Annotated in this window: 23 protein-coding genes; 16 read left to right on the top strand and 7 right to left on the bottom strand. The window is 61.9% G+C overall.

Going from position 1 to position 20,932, the window contains the following annotated elements; genetic code table 11:
• The first annotated feature begins 17 nt into the window (after positions 1 to 17).
• Entirely contained in the window at positions 18 to 827 is an 810-nt protein-coding gene (locus tag NKH04_RS12080) for a YdcF family protein (RefSeq protein WP_352921198.1), read from the top strand.
• Here the strand turns inward: NKH04_RS12080 and NKH04_RS12075 are convergent.
• Positions 764 to 1,519: a DUF599 domain-containing protein gene (locus NKH04_RS12075; RefSeq protein WP_352502377.1), complete on the bottom strand. Its 756-nt coding sequence runs from the start codon at positions 1,517 to 1,519 to the stop codon at positions 764 to 766. The genes NKH04_RS12080 and NKH04_RS12075 overlap by 64 nt on opposite strands.
• A gap of 170 nt (positions 1,520 to 1,689) precedes the next feature.
• Here NKH04_RS12075 and NKH04_RS12070 point away from each other — a divergent pair, with 170 nt between their 5' ends.
• The 4 genes from NKH04_RS12070 to NKH04_RS12055 all read left to right on the top strand — a co-directional run bounded on the left by NKH04_RS12070 (position 1,690) and on the right by NKH04_RS12055 (position 5,170).
• Positions 1,690 to 3,093: an L-serine ammonia-lyase gene (locus NKH04_RS12070; RefSeq protein ID WP_352502378.1), complete on the top strand. Its 1,404-nt coding sequence runs from the start codon at positions 1,690 to 1,692 to the stop codon at positions 3,091 to 3,093.
• 85 nt (positions 3,094 to 3,178) lie between these two features.
• A complete protein-coding gene (locus tag NKH04_RS12065) occupies positions 3,179 to 3,616 on the top strand; it encodes a DUF1489 family protein (RefSeq protein ID WP_352466463.1) in 438 nt (145 codons plus the stop codon).
• A gap of 124 nt (positions 3,617 to 3,740) precedes the next feature.
• A complete protein-coding gene (locus NKH04_RS12060) occupies positions 3,741 to 4,472 on the top strand; it encodes a vWA domain-containing protein (protein WP_352613752.1) in 732 nt (243 codons plus the stop codon).
• A complete protein-coding gene (locus tag NKH04_RS12055) occupies positions 4,472 to 5,170 on the top strand; it encodes a DnaJ domain-containing protein (protein WP_352448805.1) in 699 nt (232 codons plus the stop codon). Before NKH04_RS12060 ends, NKH04_RS12055 begins: the two co-directional genes overlap by 1 nt.
• A gap of 48 nt (positions 5,171 to 5,218) precedes the next feature.
• Here NKH04_RS12055 and NKH04_RS12050 read toward each other — a convergent pair whose 3' ends face one another.
• Positions 5,219 to 6,607: an SPOR domain-containing protein gene (locus NKH04_RS12050; protein ID WP_352540574.1), complete on the bottom strand. Its 1,389-nt coding sequence runs from the start codon at positions 6,605 to 6,607 to the stop codon at positions 5,219 to 5,221.
• Positions 6,608 to 6,905: 298 nt separating this feature from the next.
• On the opposite strand from NKH04_RS12050, the gene NKH04_RS12045 reads away from it, so the two are divergent.
• The 3 genes from NKH04_RS12045 (at position 6,906) to clpA (ending at position 10,311) form a co-directional block, all read left to right on the top strand.
• Positions 6,906 to 7,235 (top strand): phasin family protein, encoded by a 330-nt coding sequence (locus NKH04_RS12045; protein ID WP_352471661.1) that lies wholly within the window; start codon positions 6,906 to 6,908, stop codon positions 7,233 to 7,235.
• 274 nt (positions 7,236 to 7,509) lie between these two features.
• A complete protein-coding gene (gene clpS, locus NKH04_RS12040; protein WP_023717744.1) occupies positions 7,510 to 7,836 on the top strand; it encodes an ATP-dependent Clp protease adapter ClpS in 327 nt (108 codons plus the stop codon).
• 6 nt (positions 7,837 to 7,842) lie between these two features.
• Positions 7,843 to 10,311 carry an ATP-dependent Clp protease ATP-binding subunit ClpA gene (gene clpA, locus NKH04_RS12035; protein WP_352448808.1) on the top strand — a complete coding sequence of 823 codons (2,469 nt, stop codon included), beginning with the start codon at positions 7,843 to 7,845 and terminating at the stop codon, positions 10,309 to 10,311.
• Positions 10,312 to 10,404: 93 nt separating this feature from the next.
• Here the strand turns inward: clpA and NKH04_RS12030 are convergent, their stop codons facing one another.
• The 4 genes from NKH04_RS12030 to NKH04_RS12015 all read right to left on the bottom strand — a co-directional run bounded on the left by NKH04_RS12030 (position 10,405) and on the right by NKH04_RS12015 (position 13,419).
• Positions 10,405 to 10,836, bottom strand: coding sequence for an HIT family protein (locus NKH04_RS12030; protein ID WP_352613747.1), 432 nt, complete (start codon positions 10,834 to 10,836; stop codon positions 10,405 to 10,407).
• Between the two features lie 120 nt (positions 10,837 to 10,956).
• Positions 10,957 to 12,171 carry a GNAT family N-acetyltransferase gene (locus NKH04_RS12025; RefSeq protein WP_352682816.1) on the bottom strand — a complete coding sequence of 405 codons (1,215 nt, stop codon included), beginning with the start codon at positions 12,169 to 12,171 and terminating at the stop codon, positions 10,957 to 10,959.
• A gap of 40 nt (positions 12,172 to 12,211) precedes the next feature.
• Positions 12,212 to 12,940 carry a glycerophosphodiester phosphodiesterase gene (locus NKH04_RS12020; RefSeq protein ID WP_023674925.1) on the bottom strand — a complete coding sequence of 243 codons (729 nt, stop codon included), beginning with the start codon at positions 12,938 to 12,940 and terminating at the stop codon, positions 12,212 to 12,214.
• Positions 12,941 to 12,954: 14 nt separating this feature from the next.
• Entirely contained in the window at positions 12,955 to 13,419 is a 465-nt protein-coding gene (locus NKH04_RS12015) for a RidA family protein (protein WP_352448812.1), read from the bottom strand.
• Between the two features lie 138 nt (positions 13,420 to 13,557).
• Here NKH04_RS12015 and NKH04_RS12010 point away from each other — a divergent pair, with 138 nt between their 5' ends.
• The 5 genes from NKH04_RS12010 (at position 13,558) to tsf (ending at position 18,185) form a co-directional block, all read left to right on the top strand.
• Positions 13,558 to 14,385, top strand: a complete 828-nt coding sequence (locus NKH04_RS12010) for a cell envelope integrity EipB family protein (RefSeq protein WP_023674927.1) — start codon at positions 13,558 to 13,560, stop codon at positions 14,383 to 14,385.
• Between the two features lie 135 nt (positions 14,386 to 14,520).
• Positions 14,521 to 15,819, top strand: a complete 1,299-nt coding sequence (locus NKH04_RS12005) for a lysophospholipid acyltransferase family protein (RefSeq protein WP_353044364.1) — start codon at positions 14,521 to 14,523, stop codon at positions 15,817 to 15,819.
• Positions 15,820 to 15,861: 42 nt separating this feature from the next.
• Entirely contained in the window at positions 15,862 to 16,140 is a 279-nt protein-coding gene (locus NKH04_RS12000) for a DUF4031 domain-containing protein (RefSeq protein ID WP_352682960.1), read from the top strand.
• A 204-nt stretch (positions 16,141 to 16,344) separates the two neighbouring features.
• Positions 16,345 to 17,142: a 30S ribosomal protein S2 gene (gene rpsB / locus NKH04_RS11995; RefSeq protein ID WP_353044363.1), complete on the top strand. Its 798-nt coding sequence runs from the start codon at positions 16,345 to 16,347 to the stop codon at positions 17,140 to 17,142.
• Positions 17,143 to 17,261: 119 nt separating this feature from the next.
• Complete coding sequence (gene tsf, locus NKH04_RS11990; RefSeq protein WP_353044362.1) at positions 17,262 to 18,185, top strand: translation elongation factor Ts; 924 nt, start codon at positions 17,262 to 17,264, stop codon at positions 18,183 to 18,185.
• Here the strand turns inward: tsf and NKH04_RS11985 are convergent.
• Complete coding sequence (locus NKH04_RS11985; RefSeq protein WP_353044361.1) at positions 18,175 to 19,125, bottom strand: LysR family transcriptional regulator; 951 nt, start codon at positions 19,123 to 19,125, stop codon at positions 18,175 to 18,177. The two genes, tsf and NKH04_RS11985, sit on opposite strands and share 11 nt — an antisense overlap.
• A gap of 108 nt (positions 19,126 to 19,233) precedes the next feature.
• On the opposite strand from NKH04_RS11985, the gene NKH04_RS11980 reads away from it, so the two are divergent.
• From NKH04_RS11980 to NKH04_RS11970, 3 genes are read left to right on the top strand one after another with little or no spacing between them, the layout of a single operon-like run.
• Entirely contained in the window at positions 19,234 to 19,464 is a 231-nt protein-coding gene (locus NKH04_RS11980; RefSeq protein WP_353044360.1) for a nuclear transport factor 2-like protein, read from the top strand.
• A 59-nt stretch (positions 19,465 to 19,523) separates the two neighbouring features.
• On the top strand, positions 19,524 to 19,661 hold the full coding sequence (locus tag NKH04_RS11975; RefSeq protein ID WP_352568698.1) for a nuclear transport factor 2-like protein: 138 nt from the start codon (positions 19,524 to 19,526) through the stop codon (positions 19,659 to 19,661).
• A gap of 55 nt (positions 19,662 to 19,716) precedes the next feature.
• Positions 19,717 to 20,823, top strand: coding sequence for an aldo/keto reductase (locus tag NKH04_RS11970; protein WP_353044359.1), 1,107 nt, complete (start codon positions 19,717 to 19,719; stop codon positions 20,821 to 20,823).
• The last annotated feature ends 109 nt before the right edge of the window (positions 20,824 to 20,932 follow it).

Below are 20,932 nucleotides of genomic sequence, written 5' to 3'. Positions count from 1 at the left end.
ATCTGAGGGGGTGAGGGATGTTCTTCTATGTCTCCAAGATTCTCTGGCTCTTCGTCCAGCCGCTTAATCTCGCGATCATCCTGCTGCTGGCTGGATTGCTTGCGGCATTGGTCGGGCGCAAGAGGCTGTTTGCCACCGGCAGCGTGCTGGCATTCCTTGTCCTTGCACTCTCGGCGTGGACCTCGCTCGGCGCAGTGATGCTTAATCCGCTCGAGGAGCGTTTCCCCAAGCCACCGCTGCCGGAACGAGTTGACGGAATCGTTGTGCTCGGCGGCGGTATGGAGAGCGCCATCAACTTCGTCCGCGGTGGCTATGAACTCAACGCCAGTGGCGACCGATTGGTCGAGGCAGCCGTGCTGGCACGGCGTTTTCCGACAGCGAGGGTCGTCATTTCAGGTGGCCCCATTGCAATGGTCCGCGAAGACGAGGGCGATGCGGCGACAGCTCCACGCCTGTTCACTGCGCTCGGCGTGACGGCCGATCGGCTGGTCCTTGAGGGCAAATCACGCAACACCTACGAGAATGCGGTCTTCACCAAGCAACTGATCACGCCAAAACCGGGCGAGACCTGGCTGCTGGTGACCTCGGCCTTCCACATGCCACGCGCCAAGGCGCTGTTCGACAAAGCCGGTTTTGCGACGGTTCCGTGGCCGGTCGACTACCGCACCTCCGGCAGGGAAGGCATCGGCCTGCTCCGCACGGATGCCAACGAAGCACTGCAGACCACAACCATCGCGACCCGTGAATGGATCGGGCTGATTGCCTACTGGCTGTCAGGCCGGATAGACCGGCCTTTTCCGGCGCCGGATGTTGGGCCGGGCGGCTGACCGAGCACCGCCTGCCGCGCCGCCGAGAAAAACTGGCGGCGCACCAGCACCGCCAGGAGCAGCAGCGTCGACAGGACGAACACCGCGGGATCGACGAACCAGCCAAGATAGCCAATCGAGAAGAACACGCCGCGCAGGCCCGAATTGAAATGCTTTCCGGCCAACATGTTCATGCGCGCGGCACGCCACACCGCCGTTTCGGTGACCGGATTGCGCGACGCCTCGCCATGTGGAATCGGCACGGCGCCGATCAGGATCGAGCAATAGTTGAACAGCCGGTAAGCCCAGCCGAACTTGAAGAAGGAAAAAGCCAGGATCAGCACCAGCCCGAATACCTTCGTCTGGAAGGCCGCGCGTGAAGACGTGGCGCCAAACGGCAGGTCGGTCAACACGGTCAGAACCTGATCGGAGGCGCCGAGCAGGGCAAAACAGCCGCCGATCGCAATCAGCGAACTCGAGGCAAAGAAGGCGGTTCCCTGCTGCAGGCCGCTCATGATGGCGGTGTCGACGATGCGGATCTCGCGCTCAGCCATGGTCCGCATCCAGGCCTCGCGCTGCGCGTTCATCGCCCTCGTCAGCGACATGCGGCTGACCAGCATTCCGTCGGCGGCGAGCGTATGCAGCACCCACGCGGCAAGGAAGAACCCCAGCGCCGCAAGGTCGGCCGTCGATAGGTGAAAGGAATCGCTCATGCGTTGCTTTTACCACAGGCGGCAGTAATGCTTCGATGGCCGAAGTTGGAATGTCGCTGCCGGAGCAAACAAGGTCGGCAGGCGCAGCGCCGCAATCTTCAAAACAGCGGAAAACATCATGGGAATTCCTATATGTAGACCTCAACAGGGTCCCAGGAGAAAACGCCCACGTGTTCCTTTCGGTTTTCGACTTGTTCAAGATCGGCATCGGCCCATCGAGTTCGCACACGATGGGGCCGATGACGGCCGCGCGGCGGTTTCTCGACGAGATTGCGGGAGACGACTGGCCGCGCCCGGCCGGCGCCAAGGTCGACCGGATCGCTGCCAGCCTGCATGGCTCGCTCGCCTACACCGGCATCGGCCATGGCTCCGACCGAGCCGTGGTGCTCGGCCTCGCGGGCCAGACGCCGCAGACGGTGGATCCCGACCTAGCAGACGGCATCGTCGCTGGCATCGCCGCCGAGAAACGGATTTCGCCGCCCGGCCATCCGTCCTACCGTTTCGACCCGGCAACGGATCTTGTGCTGGATCGCAAGACGCCGCTGCCGGGTCACGCCAACGGCATGGCCTTCTCTGCCCATGATGCCGGCGACCGGTTGCTGCTGAGGCGCGTCTATTATTCGATCGGCGGCGGCTTCGTAGTGTCCGAGGAAGAACTGCAGCGGATGAAAGCAAGGGGCTCGGCGACAACCGAAGGCAAGAAGGTTCCGTATCCGTTCAAGAACGCCGTCGAAATGCTGTCCATGGCAGCGAAAAGCGGGCTTTCCATTGCCGAGATGAAGCGCGTCAACGAGGAGACACAGATGTCGCGCGGGGAGCTCGACGCCGGCCTCGACGGCATCTGGAGCGCCATGAAGGGCTGCATCGAGCGCGGCCTGTCGCAAGACGGCATCATGCCAGGCGGACTCAAGGTGCGCCGCCGTGCCCGGATGCTGCACGACAAGCTGCAGGAGCAATGGCAGCAGAACCGGCCTAACCCGCTGCTCGCCAACGACTGGCTGTCGATCTATGCGATGGCGGTCAATGAGGAGAACGCTGCCGGCGGCCGTGTCGTCACCGCGCCAACCAATGGGGCGGCCGGCACTCTGCCCGCAGTGCTGCGCTACTGGTTGCATTTCCATCCCGAAGCCGACCAGCCCAGCATTCGCGATTTCCTGCTGACGGCGGCGGCCGTCGGCGGCATCATCAAAACCAATGCTTCGATCTCGGGGGCGGAAGTCGGCTGCCAAGGCGAGGTCGGTTCGGCTTCGGCAATGGCTGCGGCGGGATTGTGCGCCGTCATGGGCGGCACGCCCGAGCAGGTCGAGAATGCTGCCGAGATCGCGCTGGAACATCATCTCGGCATGACCTGCGATCCGGTCGGCGGCCTGGTGCAGGTGCCGTGTATCGAGCGCAACGCGCTTGGTGCCGTCAAGGCGGTGACCGCCGCTTCGCTGGCCATCAAGGGCGACGGCGTTCATTTCGTGCCGCTCGATGCCGCGATCGAGACGATGCGCCAGACCGGCCTCGACATGAACGAAAAGTACAAAGAAACCAGCCTTGGCGGATTGGCCGTCAATGTCGTGGAGTGCTGAGCGCCAATCTGGCGGCATGGACCACCACTGTGGAGAAGTCGATCAGGCCGTTGACGCGTTCGCGTGCTGGACTAAACCTTAAACGATGTCTCTCAATCTCATAAAGCTTTGCGTCGGCTGTGACAGCGTCGAGGATCTGGAAGAGTGGATTGCCTTCCGTCTCGACGAGCGGCGCCGCGCCGGCGAACCGGCCGAGCACTACCACACCACCCGCATGGTGCCGACGCGTGGCGCCGAGATTACCGACGGCGGCTCGCTCTACTGGGTGATCAAGGGCAATGTCCAATGCCGCCAGCTGATCACCGAAATCCGGCCCTTCACCGATGACGAGGGCATCGGCCGTTGCCATCTGATCCTCGATCCCGAGGTCGTGCGCACTGACTGGCAACCGCGCCGTGCATTCCAGGGGTGGCGCTACCTGAAGCCGGCGGACGCGCCGGCCGATCTCGGCAAGGGCAAAGCCGGGCTGATCGAGATGCCGCCGAAGCTCAGGCGTGAGCTTGCCGATCTCGGCCTGCTCTGACGCCGAGAAGCGCAACGCCAAGACCACCAGCCGAAGCGCTGTCCGCAGGTGCCATCATCACAGGTCCTCCAGGTCGCCTCATCTGGGCTTGCAAGCCGGGGGACAACGCCACATCTTGAATGTCATGAGCGACAAGAAGCAGCCCGTGCCTGCAAGGGCCAATCCTGCGCCGGTCGAGTCTCAATCGAGCACCGGCGAGATCGACGCGTTTCTCCGTCAGGCAAGGACGCTCGCTGCATCCGCCACCGGTTCAGGCAGGCTGATCCTGTCCCTCGACGCGACAATGAGCCGCCAGCCGACCTGGGATCTCGCCTGTGCGCTGCAGGCCGAGATGTTCGACGCCGTCGGCAAGGCCGGGGCGCTCAAGGTTCAACTTGTCTATTTTCGCGGCCTTGGCGAGTGCCGCTCATCCGCATTCGTCACCGATACCGCAGCTCTGAAACAGCTGATGACGCGCATCAACTGCCGCAGCGGCCGTACCCAGATCGGCAAGGTGCTCGCCCACGCGCTGAAACAGACGGCGGCGGCCAAGGTCAACGCGCTGGTCTATATCGGCGACGCGATGGAAGAAAACATAGATGATCTGGCCGAAAAGGCCGGCAGCCTCGGTCTGCACGGCGTTCCTGTCTTCGTCTTTCAGGAGGGCCATGATGCCGCTGCGGAAAAGGCGTTCAAGGAAATTGCGCGGCTGTCGAAAGGGGCCTGGTTCAGGTTCGATCGGCGGGCTGCCGCGACGTTGGCCGGCCTGCTTTCGTCCGTCGCCGTGTTTGCGACCGGCGGGCTGAAGGCACTGGAGGCCCGGGGCAGGCCGGAAGACCGACTGATGATCGAGCATATGCGGGGCGGCGGAAACTGATGGGCGCGATTATCGCTTTCGTAGCATTGCTTCTGGTGTTTCTCGGCATGCTCACCATCTTCCTGCGCGCCGATCCGGCGAAGCTTGCAGGCGGCATGAGGACGCTTGGACCTGTGCTGCTCGGGCTGGTCGGCGTCGCCGTGCTGCTGGTCGGGCGCGAGGGCATCGGGGGCTTGATCCTGTCGGCTGCGCTCGCCTGGTACGGCTCCATGCGCATGAATCGGCCGGCAGCCAAACTGGCGGCAGGCAAGCGTTCGACAGTTCGTACGGCGGCGCTTGAGATGGAACTCGATCACGATACCGGCGGCCTCGAAGGCCTTGTGCTGGCCGGGCGCCATGAAGGCAAGATGCTTGGCTCGATGGGGCTTGCCGAATTGCAGCAACTCTATCGCGAACTCTCCGGCGATCCGGAGAGCCGCCAATTGCTAGAGACGTATCTTGACGGCCGATTTCCCATCTGGCGCAAAGACGCTGATGCGAATGGTGGCGAAGGGCTGGGTGTTGCGCCAGGTTCTGGCGCCATGACTAAGGAGGAGGCCTACAAGATCCTTGGTCTTGAAGCGGGGGCTGCCGCGGCGGATGTCCGCAAGGCGCACCGCCGCCTGATGCAGCGCCTGCACCCCGATATCGGTGGCACGTCTTTCCTGGCGGCGCGGATCAATGAAGCCAAGGACGTCTTGCTCTCCAATCACAACTAGTCTCCTTCGACGCAAGAACTTCGGGACAGATATCGTTTCGCGCGCCGCTTACTGCTGGACGGCGTAGCACTCGATCTTCTTCTTTTTCAAAGCGTTGCAGGCTTTCCAGGCAGCCGTCTTCGAACCGAAACCACCGAACCGGGCGCGGTAGTAGGTGACACCGTCCTTGTCGAAGGCGACGGTGAAACCGGAGGCATCGGTCAGAACGGAGGGCGCCTGCTTCGTCGCTTTGTCGAGGAAAGCCTTCGCTTCGGCCTGTTTTGGCGAAGAGGCGACCTGTATTGCCCAGCCGGATGGCACCGACGCCGTGCTGACCGGATCGACCTCTGCCGCCGGTTCGGCATAGGCTGCGGCGACCCGGGCTGTCGCCACGTCGTCCACCGTCGACACAGCCGTCGTCTTGACCCTCTTGGCCTGAACGACCGGAGCGGTCTCTTCAACGACGGGCGCATTTTCCTCGACAAGAGAGGCAACGGCATCGTCGTCCGGCTTACTGTCCGGTGTCGGCGCGTCATGCTTCGGTAGAAGCACCTTGGCCAAGGCTGAAATCGGATTGCCGCCGCCGGCCTTGGCAATCAGCACGCCGCCGCCGCGCGACGACGCCTGCGGCATGTAGGCATTGATCAACCCGGCCATCTGGCTGTCGCGGCTGCCGCCGGACCTGCCGCCCATGACCACCGCTACGATGCGCCGATCGCCATCCGAGACCGAGGAGACCAGATTGTAACCGGAGGCGCGGGTGTAACCGGTCTTGATGCCGTCGACGCCCTTGATGCGTCCGAGCAGACGATTGTGGCCGTTGATGCGCTGCCGCCCGTAAAGAAAGGAGCGCTGCGAGAAATAGCCGTAATATTGCGGGAAATGCTCTCTCAGGGCGATGCCGAGCATCGCCATGTCGCGCGCGGTCGTGAACTGGCCGGGATCAGGCAAGCCGTTGGCGTTGCGGAAAACGGTTCCCCTCATGCCCAGCGCCCGCGCCTTGGCGGTCATCATGCGGGCGAAATTGGCTTCGTTGCCGCCGAGCGTCTCGCCAAGCGCCGTTGCGGAATCGTTTGCCGATTTGGTCACCATCGACAGGATCGCGGTCTCGACCGTGACCGAGCCGCCCCGCTTGACGCCGAGCTTCGTCGGCGGTTCGGCAGCGGCATTGGCCGAGAACACGACCGGGGAATTCTTGCTGATCCTGCCCTTCGCCAACGCCTCGAACGTCAGATAGAGCGTCATCATCTTGGTAAGCGAAGCCGGATAGCGCCGGCCATCGGCATCCGACGAATAAAGCACCTTGCCGGTCTTGGCATCGATGACGATGGCCGCCGACTTGGCCGCCATGGATGAAGCCGCGTCCGCGACGACGAAGCTCATCGCCATGGCGAGGATCATGATCGTTTTGAAGGGGGACACGGATTTGGAAACGAAGCCCGACAACGCCTTACGCACTGATAGTTCCTTTGAATTTCCGTTGCCTTGGAGGCGGCAAAGGGTCCTGCCTCACCTCCGGCCACGCTAACGCAGGCAGCGTTACCAATCCGTTTATGGTAACCGCCGCGTTCACCATTTTCTGTGGGATTGAGCTTCTCTTTATTCGAATCTTAGCGAATGCCGGCAGCTCACGATCCGCATTGCCGCGGGAATCTTGACTTTTGTGCACTGCACAATATATTTACACGCATTGCACAACGCGGCCCGGACAAGCCGCGTCTATCATCCAAGGCAACCGTTCAAGGGAATGCGTGAAATGACCCAGACCTATGAAGATTTCAGCAAATACGGCAAGGAATTTGCGGACACCGGATTGAAGAGCTTCGCCTCGCTGTCCAAGGGGGCGCAGGCTATCGCCGCCGAGGCGGGTGAGTACACCAAGAAAAGCTTCGAAGCCGGTAGCGCCGCTGTCGAGAAGCTCTTTTCCGCCAAGTCGCTGGACAAGGCGATCGATATCCAGTCCGACTATGCCAAGCAGTCCTATGAGAGCTTCGTCACCGAGGCCACCAAGCTTGGCGATCTCTATGCCGAACTCGCCAAGGAAGCTTACAAGCCGTTCGAATCGATCGTCGCCAAGGCGAAGTAAATTCGACGAACATTCCGAGCCGGCCCTTGGGCTTGCAAAGACAGACCCGGTCGCGAACGCGCGGCCGGGTTTTTTCATGCCGGCCCGAAATCGGGGGCCTGCGGTCTTCACGATTTGAAAAATCGGTCAAGTTTGGCCACCTAGCCATATTGTCAGCTAAACAGAAGGGCTTAAAATCGTCCATCGAACACCTACATGTCGAGCATGCATGAGGATTCGAAAGAGGCAGGACTACGTGACTATAGGTTTGACTGCCACGAGCTACGTGGTGCGAATGCAGAACGGCAGCAACGGCAATGAGGCCGGTCGCGGCACGGCCGTCATCACGCGCACAAAAACCAAGACCAAGAAGCCCAGTCTGTATCGGGTCCTCATTCTTAACGACGACTACACACCCATGGAATTCGTGGTCCACGTGCTGGAGCGCTTTTTCCAGAAGGACCGCGAAGCCGCCACACGCATAATGCTTCATGTTCACAATCATGGGGTGGGCGAGTGCGGGGTCTATACATTCGAAGTGGCCGAGACCAAAGTGTCTCAGGTCATGGATTTCGCCCGACAGAATCAGCATCCGCTGCAATGCGTGATGGAGAAGAAGTGAGGTAACATGCCGGCTTTCTCCCAAGGCCTGGAAAAGGCGCTTCACCAAGCGCTGACGCTCGCCAATGAGCGGCACCATGAATATGCAACCCTTGAACATTTGCTGCTCGCCCTGATCGACGACACCGAGGCGGCCGCTGTCATGCGTGCCTGCAACGTCGATCTCGACGAGTTGAAGCATACGGTCCTCACCTATATCGACACCGAGCTCGACAACCTCGTCACCGGCTACGATGAAGATTCCAAGCCGACTGCCGGTTTCCAGCGCGTCATCCAGCGCGCGGTGATCCATGTGCAGTCGTCAGGCCGCGAGGAAGTGTCCGGCGCCAACGTGCTCGTCGCCATCTTCGCCGAGCGCGAGAGCCACGCCGCTTACTTCCTGCAGGAACAGCAGATGACCCGCTACGACGCGGTCAACTACATCTCGCATGGCATCGCCAAGCGCCCCGGCGCTTCCGAGACGCGGACGCCGCGCGGCGCCGACGACGAGCAAGGCAGCCAGAGCGGAGCCGAGCCGCAAGAGGAAGGCGGCAAGAAGAAGCAGCAGCAGGACGCGCTGACTGCCTATTGCGTCAACCTGAACAACAAGGCCAAGGCCGGCAAGATCGATCCATTGATCGGTCGCGAGAGCGAGATCAACCGGACCATCCAGGTGCTGTGCCGCCGCTCCAAGAACAACCCGCTCTATGTCGGTGATCCTGGCGTCGGCAAGACGGCAATCGCCGAAGGCCTCGCCAAGCGCATCGTCGAGGGCGACGTTCCCGAAGTGCTGCACAATGCCACCATCTTCGCGCTCGACATGGGCACGTTGCTGGCCGGCACCCGCTATCGCGGCGATTTCGAGGAGCGGCTGAAGCAGGTCGTCAAGGAGCTCGAGGATTATCCCGGCGCCGTGCTGTTCATCGACGAAATCCACACGGTGATCGGGGCGGGGGCCACCTCCGGCGGGGCCATGGATGCGTCGAACCTGTTGAAGCCGGCGCTGTCTTCGGGCGCGATCCGCTGCATCGGCTCGACCACCTACAAGGAGTTCCGCCAGTTCTTCGAGAAGGACCGCGCGCTGGTGCGGCGCTTCCAGAAGATCGACGTCAACGAGCCGACTGTCGAGGACGCCATCGAGATCATGAAGGGCCTCAAGCCCTATTTCGAGGAGTTCCACAAGGTCCGCTACACGAGCGAGGCGATCAAGGCTTCGGTCGAGCTCTCGGCGCGTTACATCAACGACCGCAAGCTGCCGGACAAGGCGATCGACGTGATCGACGAGACCGGCGCCTCGCAGATGCTCGTGCCGGAAGCCAAGCGCAAGAAGACCATCGGTATCAAGGAGATCGAAGCGACGATCGCCACGATGGCGCGTATCCCGCCGAAGACGGTTTCCGCCGACGACGAGAAGGTGCTGCAAGGCCTCGACATCGAGTTGAAGCGCGTCGTCTACGGCCAGGACACCGCGATCACCGCGCTGACTTCGGCCATCAAGCTGGCGCGGGCCGGCCTGCGGGAACCGGAAAAGCCGATCGGCTCGTACCTGTTCTCGGGTCCGACCGGTGTCGGCAAGACGGAAGTGGCCAAGCAACTCGCCGCGTCGCTCGGCGTGGAGCTGATCCGCTTCGACATGTCGGAGTATATGGAACGCCACACCGTTTCGCGGCTGATCGGTGCCCCTCCCGGCTATGTCGGGTTCGACCAGGGCGGCCTTCTGACCGACGGCGTCGACCAGCATCCGCATTGCGTGCTGTTGCTGGACGAAGTCGAGAAGGCGCATCCGGACCTGTTCAACATCCTGTTGCAGGTCATGGACCACGGCAAGCTGACCGACCATAACGGCAAGCAGATCGACTTCCGCAATGTCATCCTGATCATGACCACCAATGCGGGCGCGTCCGATGCGCAGCGCGCGGCCATCGGTTTCGGTTCGACCAAGCGCGAAGGCGACGATGTCGAAGCGATCAACCGGCTGTTCACGCCGGAGTTCCGCAACCGTCTCGATGCGATCATTCCGTTCGGCTCGCTGCCGGTGCCGGTCATCCATCAGGTGGTGCAGAAGTTCGTCATGCAGCTGGAAGCGCAGCTTTCCGAGCGCGGCGTGACATTCGACCTGTCGCAGGATGCAATCGCATGGCTGGCCGACAAGGGCTATGACGAGCGCATGGGCGCCCGGCCGCTTGGCCGTGTCATCCAGGAGCACATCAAGAAGCCGCTGGCCGACGAGGTGCTGTTCGGCAAGCTCAAGAAGGGCGGCACGGTGCGTGTCACCGTCGAGAAGAAGGAAACCGGCGAGACCGGCCTGAAGCTCGAATCGCTCGCCGACGAGGCGCCGGTGAAGCCGAAGAAGGAAGAGCCGGACGACGCGCCGAAGGCCAAGAAGGCGGTGGCGAAAAAGCCCGCCGCGAAAAAGGCGGTGGCGCAGAAGCCGGAGCCCAAAGGTAAGGACGGCGGCAAGCGCAGCCTTGTGCCGCAACTGCCGCGTAAGAACTGACGAACCAGCCAGTAAAAAAGCCCCGGAAACGGGGCTTTTTTTGTGACACCTTCCGGTTAACCGCCCGGCGCCCGCCAGAGCGGTTGCACCGGTTCAGCTTGCCAGCGCCATCCGTATCTTGCCGGCGTTTTCGGCCAGGACTTCAGGCTTTTCCATCTGTCCGCTGTGCGGTTTCAGGGGAATGCCCTCGAAGCGCGGAATGACATGGACGTGAAGGTGAAAGATAGTCTGCCCCGAAGCTGGTTCGTTGAACTGCATAACCGTGACGCCATCGGCATCGAAGGCCTTCTTTACGGCCCGCGCAACTTTCTGGACGTGAGCGAAGAGCGGGCCAAGCACCGCCGGATCCGCGTCAAGCAAGTTGCGCGACGGCGCTTTCGGCACCACCAGCGTGTGACCCTGTCCTTGCGGCATCACATCCATGAAGACAATGACCGCGTCATCCTCGTAGACGTGGTGCGAAGGGATCTCTCCGCGCAGGATTTTGGCGAAGATGTTGCTGCTGTCGTAGGTTGCTTCGGCCATGCGGCGCGCTCCGGTTCTTGGCTCGCTGTCTGGTGTAGCGAAGCTATTCCGGGCGGGCAAGACGATCGGCCGACATCGGCCATGCGGCCCGTGCGGCTGAGCGAGTGGGGTCTCGCTGCTCTACTCCGCCATGTCCTTGCGGAACGGGGTGTGCTCTTCCAGATATTCGCTCATCCGCTCGACTTCGCGCCGCTCGCGCTGGAGGTAGTCGGCCACTGCATTGCGCAGACCTGGATGGGCGATGTAGTGCGCCGAATGCATCGTCACGGGCCGGTAGCCGCGCGCCAGCTTGTGCTCGCCCTGCGCACCGGCTTCAACCACCTTCAGCTTGCGCGAGATGGCGAAATCGATCGCCTGATGGTAGCAGACCTCGAAATGCAGGAACGGGTGGTCCTCGATGCAGCCCCAATTGCGGCCGTAGAGCGCGTCTGAACCGATGAAGTTGATGGCACCTGCAATGTAGCGCCCGCTGCGTTTGGCCATGACCAGCAGGATGTCGTCGGCCATGCGTTCGCCGATAAGTGAGAAGAAATCGCGGTTGAGGTAGGGCCGGCCCCATTTCCTGCTGCCGGTATCCATGTAGAACGCGAAAAAGTCGTCCCAGGCCTTTTCGGTCAGATCCTTGCCGGTCAGCCAGTCGATCGAGATGCCGTCGGCGAGGGCCTCGCGCCGCTCTTTCTTCATTGCCTTGCGCTTGCGCGAGGCTAACGTTGTGAGAAAATCGTCGTAGCTCGAAAAGCCTTCGTTGAAGAAGTGAAACTGCTGGTCGGTGCGATGCAGGAAGCCGGCCGCCGCCAATACCTGGACGTCGTCCTCCGGCGCGAAAGTAACATGCGCGGAAGACACGCCGAGCTTATCCGTCACCGCCTTCAGGCCGGTCGCAAGACCGGCCTTGACGGTGGGGATGTCCTCGCCCCTGCCGACCAGCAGGCGAGGGCCGGTGACGGGTGTGAACGGCACCGCGCATTGCAGCTTCGGATAGTAGCGCCCGCCGGCGCGTTCGAACGCGTCCGACCAGCCATGGTCGAAGACATATTCGCCCTGGCTGTGCGACTTCAGATAGCAGGGGACCGCTCCGAGCAACATGCCTCGCGCGGTTTCCAGCCTGAGGTGATGGCCTTGCCAGCCTGTGCGCCGAACAGCGCAGCCGGAATCTTCCAGCGCGCTCAAAAAAGCGAATGAGACAAGCGGGTTGTAGCCGTATTCTGCATCGCCGCGTGTAGTGCCGCCGAGGCTGTCCCATTCAGCGCTGGTAAAGGCGCCGATGCCCGCGGCGATGCGGATCGACAGCTCCGCATTCGCCGTTTGTCTTTCACAGTCGTCCCCTTGATCCATGAGGCTTACTTAAGCTCGCTGCGGACCCATACAAGCCCGCTCAGGCAAGCCGTACCAGATCGGGCTCGAATCCTTCGAACGTCATCTGGTCGGCATATTTGAAGGTCAGGTCGACGGCAGGCTGGTCGTGCACGGTCCAGGTGATCACCGGCATACCGAGTCTCTCTCGCACGAAGGAGACGAACCGGTTCGGCAGGTCGCCGGCAGCGTAGGAGGTGAAGGCGATGTCATGCGCCAGCATGGCGAAATGCGCCTCGATCAGGTGGTTGTCGTTGCCGTAGGCGGTCAACCCGCCGGGTATGCCGGGTGCATATTTCGGGAACTCGCGGATCAGCCAATGGTCGAACGACATGATCGCGGTCTTGCCCTTGTAATGCTTGAGCATCTTGCCGACGCTTTCGACCAGGCCTTCGTCATGCCCGGCAGCACCTTTCAGTTCGACAACCATCGGCACACGGCCGTCGACCAGATCAAGCGCCTGCTGCAGCGTCGGCAAATGGTCGGCGGTGCCGCCGACCTTCAGCGCCGTGATCTCTGCAGCCGTACGCTGCCAGACGAAGCCGTCCTCGCCGGTCAGCCGCCGCAGATCGCCATCGTGGATGATAACGGGGACGCCGTCGGATGACAGGTGCACATCGCATTCGATCGCGTAGCCGCGCTCGGCCGCCGCAGCGAAGGCGGAAAGGGTGTTCTCCCAGCGCGTCTTGTTCATGTCGTGGAGGCCGCGATGGGCGACGGGCCGGGCGGTCAGCCAGGAAAGATCGGTCATGGTTGCAGTCCCGGTCATTCGACTTCGAAGATCGCTTCGATTTCCACTGCGGCATTAAGCGGCAGGGAGGCGGTGCCGACGGCGGAGCGAGCGTGCTTGCCACGATCGCCGAGCACGGCGGCGAGAAAATCCGAGGCGCCGTTGGCAACCAGATGCTGTTCGACAAAATCCGGTGCCGAGGCGACGAAGACAGTGATCTTCACCAAGCGACGGATTTTCTCGAGATCGCCAAGTGCCGCCTGAGCCTGGGCCAAGATGTTGATCGCACAGTATTTTGCGGCTTCCTTGCCGGTCGCGGTGTCGACATCGCGGCCAAGCAGTCCGCTCGCCTGGAGCTTGCCCTCCTTGAGCGGCAACTGCCCGGCGGTGAACAGCAGATTGCCGGTCCGGCAATAGGGCACGTAATTGGCGGCGGGCGCGGCGGCGGCCGGCAGCGTCACGCCGAGATCGCTTAGCCGCTTTTCGATTGTTTCGCTCATGCTATTTCCCTATTGCTTGAAGGTGCCGCGCAGGCCGGGCCGAAATTGCTATTTTTGCCTCGCTTCCGCCACGACTTTTTTTAAGCTGGACCATCTTTCCATGCGGCTTGCCACTAGCCGCGATGATCGGAGCACCCCATGCGCGCAACGCGCCTTGCATTCAACGCCGTTCTCTTGACAGCGGCTTCCTGGGCGGCTCCCGCTTTTGCCGTGCCTGCGCTGCAGGCGCATCGTGCTGTTTACGACATTTCACTCGACAAGGCCTCAGACCGTTCCGGCATCACCGGCATCACCGGCCGCATGGTCTACGAGTTCAACGGCTCGCCTTGCGAGGGCTATACGGTAAAGTTCCGTTTGGTGACCCAGATCGTAACCAGCGACAACACAAGGCTGACCGACCAGCAGATGACCACCTTCGAGGATGCCGAGGGCAAGACCTTCTCCTTCGTCAACAAATCCTTTGTCGACCAGAACCTCGACAAGGAGGTCAAGGGTACCGCAACGAAGGAAGCCAACGGTCTCAAGGTCGATATCGACAAGCCCGAGAAGAACAGCCTGGAACTCGCGCCGACCCAGTTCCCGACCCAGCAAATGGTCGAAATGATCGGCAAGGCGGAAAAGGGCGAGCGTTTCTACGAAACCAACCTGTTCGACGGCTCTGAGGACGCCAACAAGGTGGTGACCACCACCGTCGTCGTCGGCAAGCAAGCCGATGCCGACAATGCCGATCCGGAAGCGCCGGCGCTGGCCAAGCTCGCCACCGACAAATACTGGCCGGTCGACATCGCCTATTTCGATGATGCCGACAAAGGCGGCGAGGAGGTGCCGGAATACCGGATCAGCTTCAAGCTGCACAAGAACGGCATCACGCGCGATCTCGTCATGGACTATGGCGAGTTCTCGATGACCGGCAAATTGGTCAATCTGTCGCTGTTCGATCAGCCTAAGACCTGCCCGTCTAAATAAGCTCGAGTGAACGGCAAGCCGCCGGCCGCTATCCGGGATAGTAGCGCTTAATCTTGCGGGGCAAGTCGCATCGACTTGAGCATGCCGCAATTGCCTATCAACGTCTTATGACGGTATGCGCCGCGGGGGAGCAGGTTGAGCAGGATCGACGTTTTTGTGGCGCCGCGGCCCAATGCGACGCTGATCAACGCTATGACATTCGTCAACCGGATTGTCATGCTGCACGGCATTCCGGGGTTTCGCGACCTGTTGCCATTCAACCGTCTGGCCGGTTTGCGCGGCGTCGCCAATGTCCGCCACATCGATTTTCCGGAGGATGACCGGCAAAGGCTGAAGGCTTGTTGCGGCGCGGGCAAGGCGACGTTCATCACGCCCAACCATCCCGAATTCTTTACCGACTGGATGATCGACAAGGAGGTCGTCTCGCGGGTAAGCCCGCTGGCGGCATCCTGGGCCACGCACGGCGTCGTCAACGGGCTTGGCCGGCTGATGCAGAAGTTCTGGTTGGCCAACAATCTGATCGCGCAAATCCCGGGCAACAACGCGGCCGCCAAGGAACATTCGGTGGCCTGGGCGCTGAAGGGGCACGGCGTGCTCCTGCATCCCGAAGGCGGTGTCGGCTGGCATGCCAACATCATTGCCCCGCTGCTGCCGGGCGCGGTCGAAATGGGGTTCGAGGCGTTGAAGCGCGGCCGCCTGACGGATCCGGATTTCAAGGTTTGGATCGCGCCCGTGATCTGGAAGCTTGCTTTCACGGGGAATGTCGAGGCAGCGCTGGCAAAGGAATGCGCCTATGTCGAGCACAGCCTGAAGATCGAACGCCGTGCCACCGATTCGCTGCCGGAGCGCATCCATCATATCTATGCGACGTTGCTGTCGCGCGATGAGGCTGCATATGGCCTGCGGTCCGATGAGCGGGCTTCGTATGACGCACGTCAAAAGGACCTGCTGACCGAACTCGGCCGTCGCCTTGCCGAACTTGTCTCGGTCGACGCCGGCACGCTCGACAATGCCGACCTTTTGCGCCGTTCGCGGCGCTGGCTGCGGGAAAATACGGATGGCAGCGGAAGCCAGAAGCAGGTCCGAATGCTGGCGGATACAATCCAGCGCGTGCAGCGTGTCGGGCCGTGGGCTTCAGCCAACCCGCGCATCACGCAGGAGGAGATCGCCGAACATTTGAAGCGGATCCGCAACGATTATTGCAAGGGTACGCTGCGCGATACGATCAACCGTTTCGTGCCGCAGCCGGCAGGCCCACGCCGCGCCTATGTCCGTGTACCGGAGCCGCTAGGCTTGCACGCCTATCAAGGCTCCGTCGAGGAGACACTCGCCGAACTGCACGACCGGATGCAGGAGACCGTCACCAGGACGATGACGCAACTCGAGGCCGGCGGCGGCTTCATTTTCTATGCCAATCCCTTCTATCATCGTTAGCGGTGTGTTGGTCGGCGCAAGATGAAGGAGTGCGGCAAGCCTGTGGCGGTCTATGTCGATGCGGCGATCTGGAAATGGGTCGGCCACCGCTGGTGTCATCTGCTGGCAGACGACACCGACGAGCTGCATCGCTTTGCCGGGCAGCTCGGCATCAAGCGCGCGTCCTACCAAGGACCGCCGAAGACATCGGCACCGCACTATGACATAACCGGGTTCGAGCGCGACCGCGCAGTGCGGTTAGGCGCCATCGAGTGCAGCCGCGAGGAGATCGTCGCCGTTTTCCGGCGTGTGCGGGTGCCGAAGGGGAAGATGCGGGGATGACACTGGTGCGCTGATCGCCGCGCGCTGAACCACAAGATGCCACAACGCTTGCGTTTGTCGCGCTTCCCCTCTATATGCGCGCTCATTCCACACACGGACTTTGGTGTCTGCCCGGGAGAAATCCGGCTGAAACCTCCGGTGGCGTTCGAGGACAAAGTCCAAAAATGCCTGTGTCCGTGGAGGCTAACCGGAAAGGAAATAAGAATGGCTCTGCCTGATTTCAGCATGCGCCAGCTATTGGAAGCTGGCATTCACTTCGGCCACCAGACCCACCGCTGGAACCCGAAAATGGCGCCCTATATCTACGGCGCCCGCAACAACATACACATCATCGACCTCTCGCAGACGGTGCCTTTGCTGCACCAGGCGCTGAAGCAGGTTTCCGACACTGTTGCCAAGGGCGGCCGCGTGCTGTTCGTCGGCACCAAGCGCCAGGCCTCCGACATCGTCGCCGATGCCGCGCAGCGCTCGGCCCAGTACTATGTCAACTCGCGTTGGCTCGGCGGCATGCTGACCAACTGGAAGACGATCTCGAATTCCATCCAGCGCCTGCGCAAGCTCGACGAAATGCTGGCCGGCGAGGCTCAGGGCCTGACCAAGAAAGAGCGCCTCAACCTCGACCGCGAGCGTGAGAAGCTCGACAAGGCGCTGGGCGGCATCAAGGATATGGGTTCGACGCCCGATTTGATGTTCGTGATCGACACCAACAAGGAAGCGATCGCCATTCTCGAGGCCAAGCGTCTCGGCATCCCGGTCGTTGCCATCATCGATTCCAACTGCGACCCGGACAAGATCGACTTCCCGATCCCCGGCAATGACGACGCGGCCCGCGCCATCCAGCTGTATTGCGATTTGATCGCCAAGGCAGCTATCGACGGCATCGCCCGTCAGCAGGGCGCGCTCGGTGTCGATATCGGCGCATCGGTCGAGGCTCCGGTCGAGCCGGCGCTCCATCAGACCCCGGCCGCCGAGAGCCCGGCAGCCCAGACCCCGGAAGCATAGTAGCGAAGGCCGGCTGCGGCCTTCATCTTTCCAATATGTTGGCGCGGTAAGCGCTACCAGCACCAGGCGCATCATCGAAAATCGATGGTGCGTCAGTGCATTTAGACAAAGAGGCGACAATGAGCATTTCGGCTGCACAGGTCAAAGAACTCCGCGACTTGACCGGCGCGGGCATGATGGACTGCAAGGCGGCGTTGAACGAGACCAACGGCAATATGGAAGAAGCCATCGACTGGCTGCGCAAGAAGGGCATTTCCAAGGCCGACAAGAAGGCTGGCCGTACCGCTGCCGAAGGCCTGATCGGCGTAGATTCCGGCGTCCGCGAGGCAGCGATCGTCGAGGTCAATTCCGAGACGGACTTCGTTGCCCGCAATGCTGCGTTCCAGGAGATCGTCGCCAATGTCGCGAAGGTCGCGCTTGCCTATGGCGGCAAGACCGAGGCCGTTGCCGCCGCTCCCTATCCGGGCTCGGGCAAGTCGGTCGCCGAGACCATCAAGGACGCTGTCGGCACCATCGGCGAGAATCTGGGCTTCCGCCGCTCGGCCAAGCTCACCGTCGAGCACGGCGCTGTCGCAACCTACGTTCACAATGCGGTCGCCGACGGCCTTGGCAAGCTCGGCGTGCTGGTGGCCATCGAGACGACAGGCAACGCGCATGCCGCCAACGCCTTCGCCCGTCAGGTTGCCATGCATGTCGCTGCCACCAATCCGATGGCCCTGACCACCGAAGAGCTCGATCCGGCCGCAGTGGAACGCGAGAAGGCGATCTTCGCCGACCAGGCGCGCCAGTCCGGCAAGCCGGAAGCGATCATCGAGAAGATGGTCGAAGGCCGTTTGCGCAAGTTCTATGAAGAGGTCGTGCTGCTCAAGCAGGCTTTCGTGCTCAATCCCGACATTACCATCGAGAAGGCGCTGAAGGATGCCGAGAGCGAAATAGGCGCGCCAGCCAAAATCGCTGCCTATCTGCGCTTCGCGCTCGGTGAGGGTATCGAGAAGGAAGAGACCGATTTCGCGGCGGAAGTCGCGGCAGCGGTCAAGAAGTAACTATTCGTTTGAAAGGCTTTTTTCGGCCGGGTATCCGCGAGGATGCCCGGCCGATTTCTTGCACGGTGTCGATGAAGGCGCGGAGCTTCGGGGCCATCGCGGCGCGGCGCGGGAAATAGAGGAACAGTCCCGGTTCCTCGATCGATGCCTCGCCAAGGACTTCGACCAGCCGGCCTGCCTCGATGTCAGGCTTGACAAGCGGCTCGAACAGATAGGCGAGGCCGATGCCGGCAAGCGCCATTTCCCTTGCCGACAGCGGATCGCTGACGACCACGCTGCCGCGTGTCTCGACGCTGATATCCTTGCCCTGATCGGATAGATCCCAGTGATAGAGCGCACGTGATCGCAACAGCCGATAGCCGATGCAGTTGTGCACGGCGAGATCGGCCAACGCCCATGGCCGCCCGCGCCCGCCGACATAGGCCGGCGAGGCAACGATGATGCTGCGGAAAGGCCCTGTCAGTCGCACCGTCACCATATCCTCGGCGATCATCTCGCCCAGCCGGATGCCGGCGTCGAAACCCTCGCCGACGATATCGCTCAGACGTTCGTCGGTGACGATCTCCACCGTCACGTCAGGGTAACGTTCCGCCATCGCCGTCAGGATGGGCATCAGCGCCAGAGGCAGCGCCAAACGCGGCGCGTTGATCCTGAGCAGTCCGCTTGCCCGGCCTTTGACAGAGCGGATACGTTCGATCCGGTCGGCAATGTCTTCCAGCGCCGGCTCCGCCGCAGCGACAAGCGCGGTGCCAGCCTCGGTCAGCGAGACGCTGCGCGTGGTGCGGGCAAACAACGGCTGGCCGATTCGCTCCTCTACCAGCCGAACCGCATGGCTGACCGCTGACGGGCTCATGCCGAGCTCGGCGGCTGCCGGCGCGAAGCCGCCACGCCGCGCGACGGCAACGATTATAGGTAGGTGGCTAAGCAGATCGCGGTCCATTCATGCATGATATCGCATAGTCCATTCGGATAATGCAATCTTATCGGTGGGGAAAGGAGGGCGCATCTTTGGCTGCATCACACGGCCGAGTAGCCAAGGAAACGTCTAATGACCGACCTCGATTCCGAACGAACCCATAATCTCGAGACCGTGCGTAAATTCTTTGATCTGATGCACCGCAAGGACATTGAGGCATGGGGCGACCTTTCGGCTGAAGATGGCCGTATACTTGTCTTCTACCCGCCGGCAGGATTTGGAAACAGCATCGATGGTAAGGCCGCGATCCTGGGGCCTTCCGAGGCCTCTTCGGTAATTTCGAATCCTTCGATTCGCAGCTGACAGCCATCTATCCGGCAGCGGATTCGGACGCGATCGTCGTTGAGTACAAGAACCGCGCGGTGCTAATCGGCGGCACTGAATACACCAACAGCAATATCGCGATTTTCCACTTCAAGAGCGGTCTGATCAGCGCCTACCACGATTATTTCGATCCGCGCCGTTTCCAGGTGGTGGTCGATGCGCTGGCCAAGGCCTGACTGCGTATCCCAGGCAAGACCTCAACCCCGCTTTTCAAACTTCAGGAGAAAATCCATGACCATGTCCTACTACACGCTCGGTAACAGCGGGCTGCGTGTCACCCGCCTGGCGCTCGGCACCATGACGTTCGGCACGGAATGGGGCTGGGGCGCGGAGAAGGAAACCGCGCGCGCCTTGGTTGATGCCTATATCGAAGCCGGTGGCAATTTCTTCGATACCGCCGATCTCTATACCGGTGGCACGGCCGAAACCTGGCTCGGCGAATTCATCGCCGAGCGCGGGCTGCGCGACAAGGCGGTGATCAGTACCAAATTCACCTACAACGCCGAACCGGGCAACCCGAACGCCGGGGGCAACGGCCGCAAGAACATCCTGCGGGCGATAGACGGTTCGCTGAAGCGGCTCGGCACCGACTACATCGATCTCTACATCCTCCATACCTGGGACAGGCTGACGCCGCCGGAGGAGGTGATGCGGACGCTGGACGATCTGGTGCGCGCCGGAAAGATCCGGCATGTCGGTCTGTCCGACGTGCCGGCCTGGTACGCAAGCCGGGCGCAGGCCGTCGCCGAGCATCGCGGCTATGAACCGGTTTCGGCGCTTCAGCTCGAATATTCGCTGGCCGAGCGCAACATCGAGCACGAGTTCGTGCCGTTCGGCACGCGCTATGGCGCCGGAATCATGGTCTGGAGTCCATTGGCCAGCGGCCTGCTCAGCGGAAAATACCGTTTCGATACAGTCGTCGAGGATGGTGGCCGGCTGGAGACAATGCGTGGTTCGACCAATCCCGGTTTCCAGAAATTCACCGATCGCAACTGGCAAATCGTCGCCGAACTGGAGAGGGTTGCCGGCCAGCTCGGCCGCAGCATGGCCCAGGTCGCCCTGAACTGGACGGCCAACAGGCCAGGCATTGCGTCCGTCATCGTCGGCGCCACCAGGCTTGACCAGCTCAAGGACAATCTCGGCGCGCTTGATTTCGACATTCCCGAAGATCTTCGGGCACGGCTCGATGCGGTGAGCCGGCCGGTCACGCCCTTTCCGTATTCGTTCTTCGGCCCTGAAATACAAGGCGGCCTGACCGGTGGGCAGGCGGTTGGCGGTAAGCCGGCAAGCTATCTGCCGGATCTGCTCATGCGAGGCACTTTTGCCGGCGTGAGCTGACGGCTATCCAGGTCCACGATCTCAACTTCCGGCTCGGGGGGGGGGCCGCGCCGGACCCCCCGCCGACGGTCGGGTGGCGCCCGACCACGGCGGAGGGGGATGTAATAAA

The sequence above is a fragment of the Mesorhizobium sp. M1365 genome (genome assembly GCF_040317865.1).
GTDB lineage: Bacteria > Pseudomonadota > Alphaproteobacteria > Rhizobiales > Rhizobiaceae > Mesorhizobium.
Note: the sequence above shows the minus strand (reverse complement) of the source record. Positions and strands in the feature narration are given on the sequence as shown.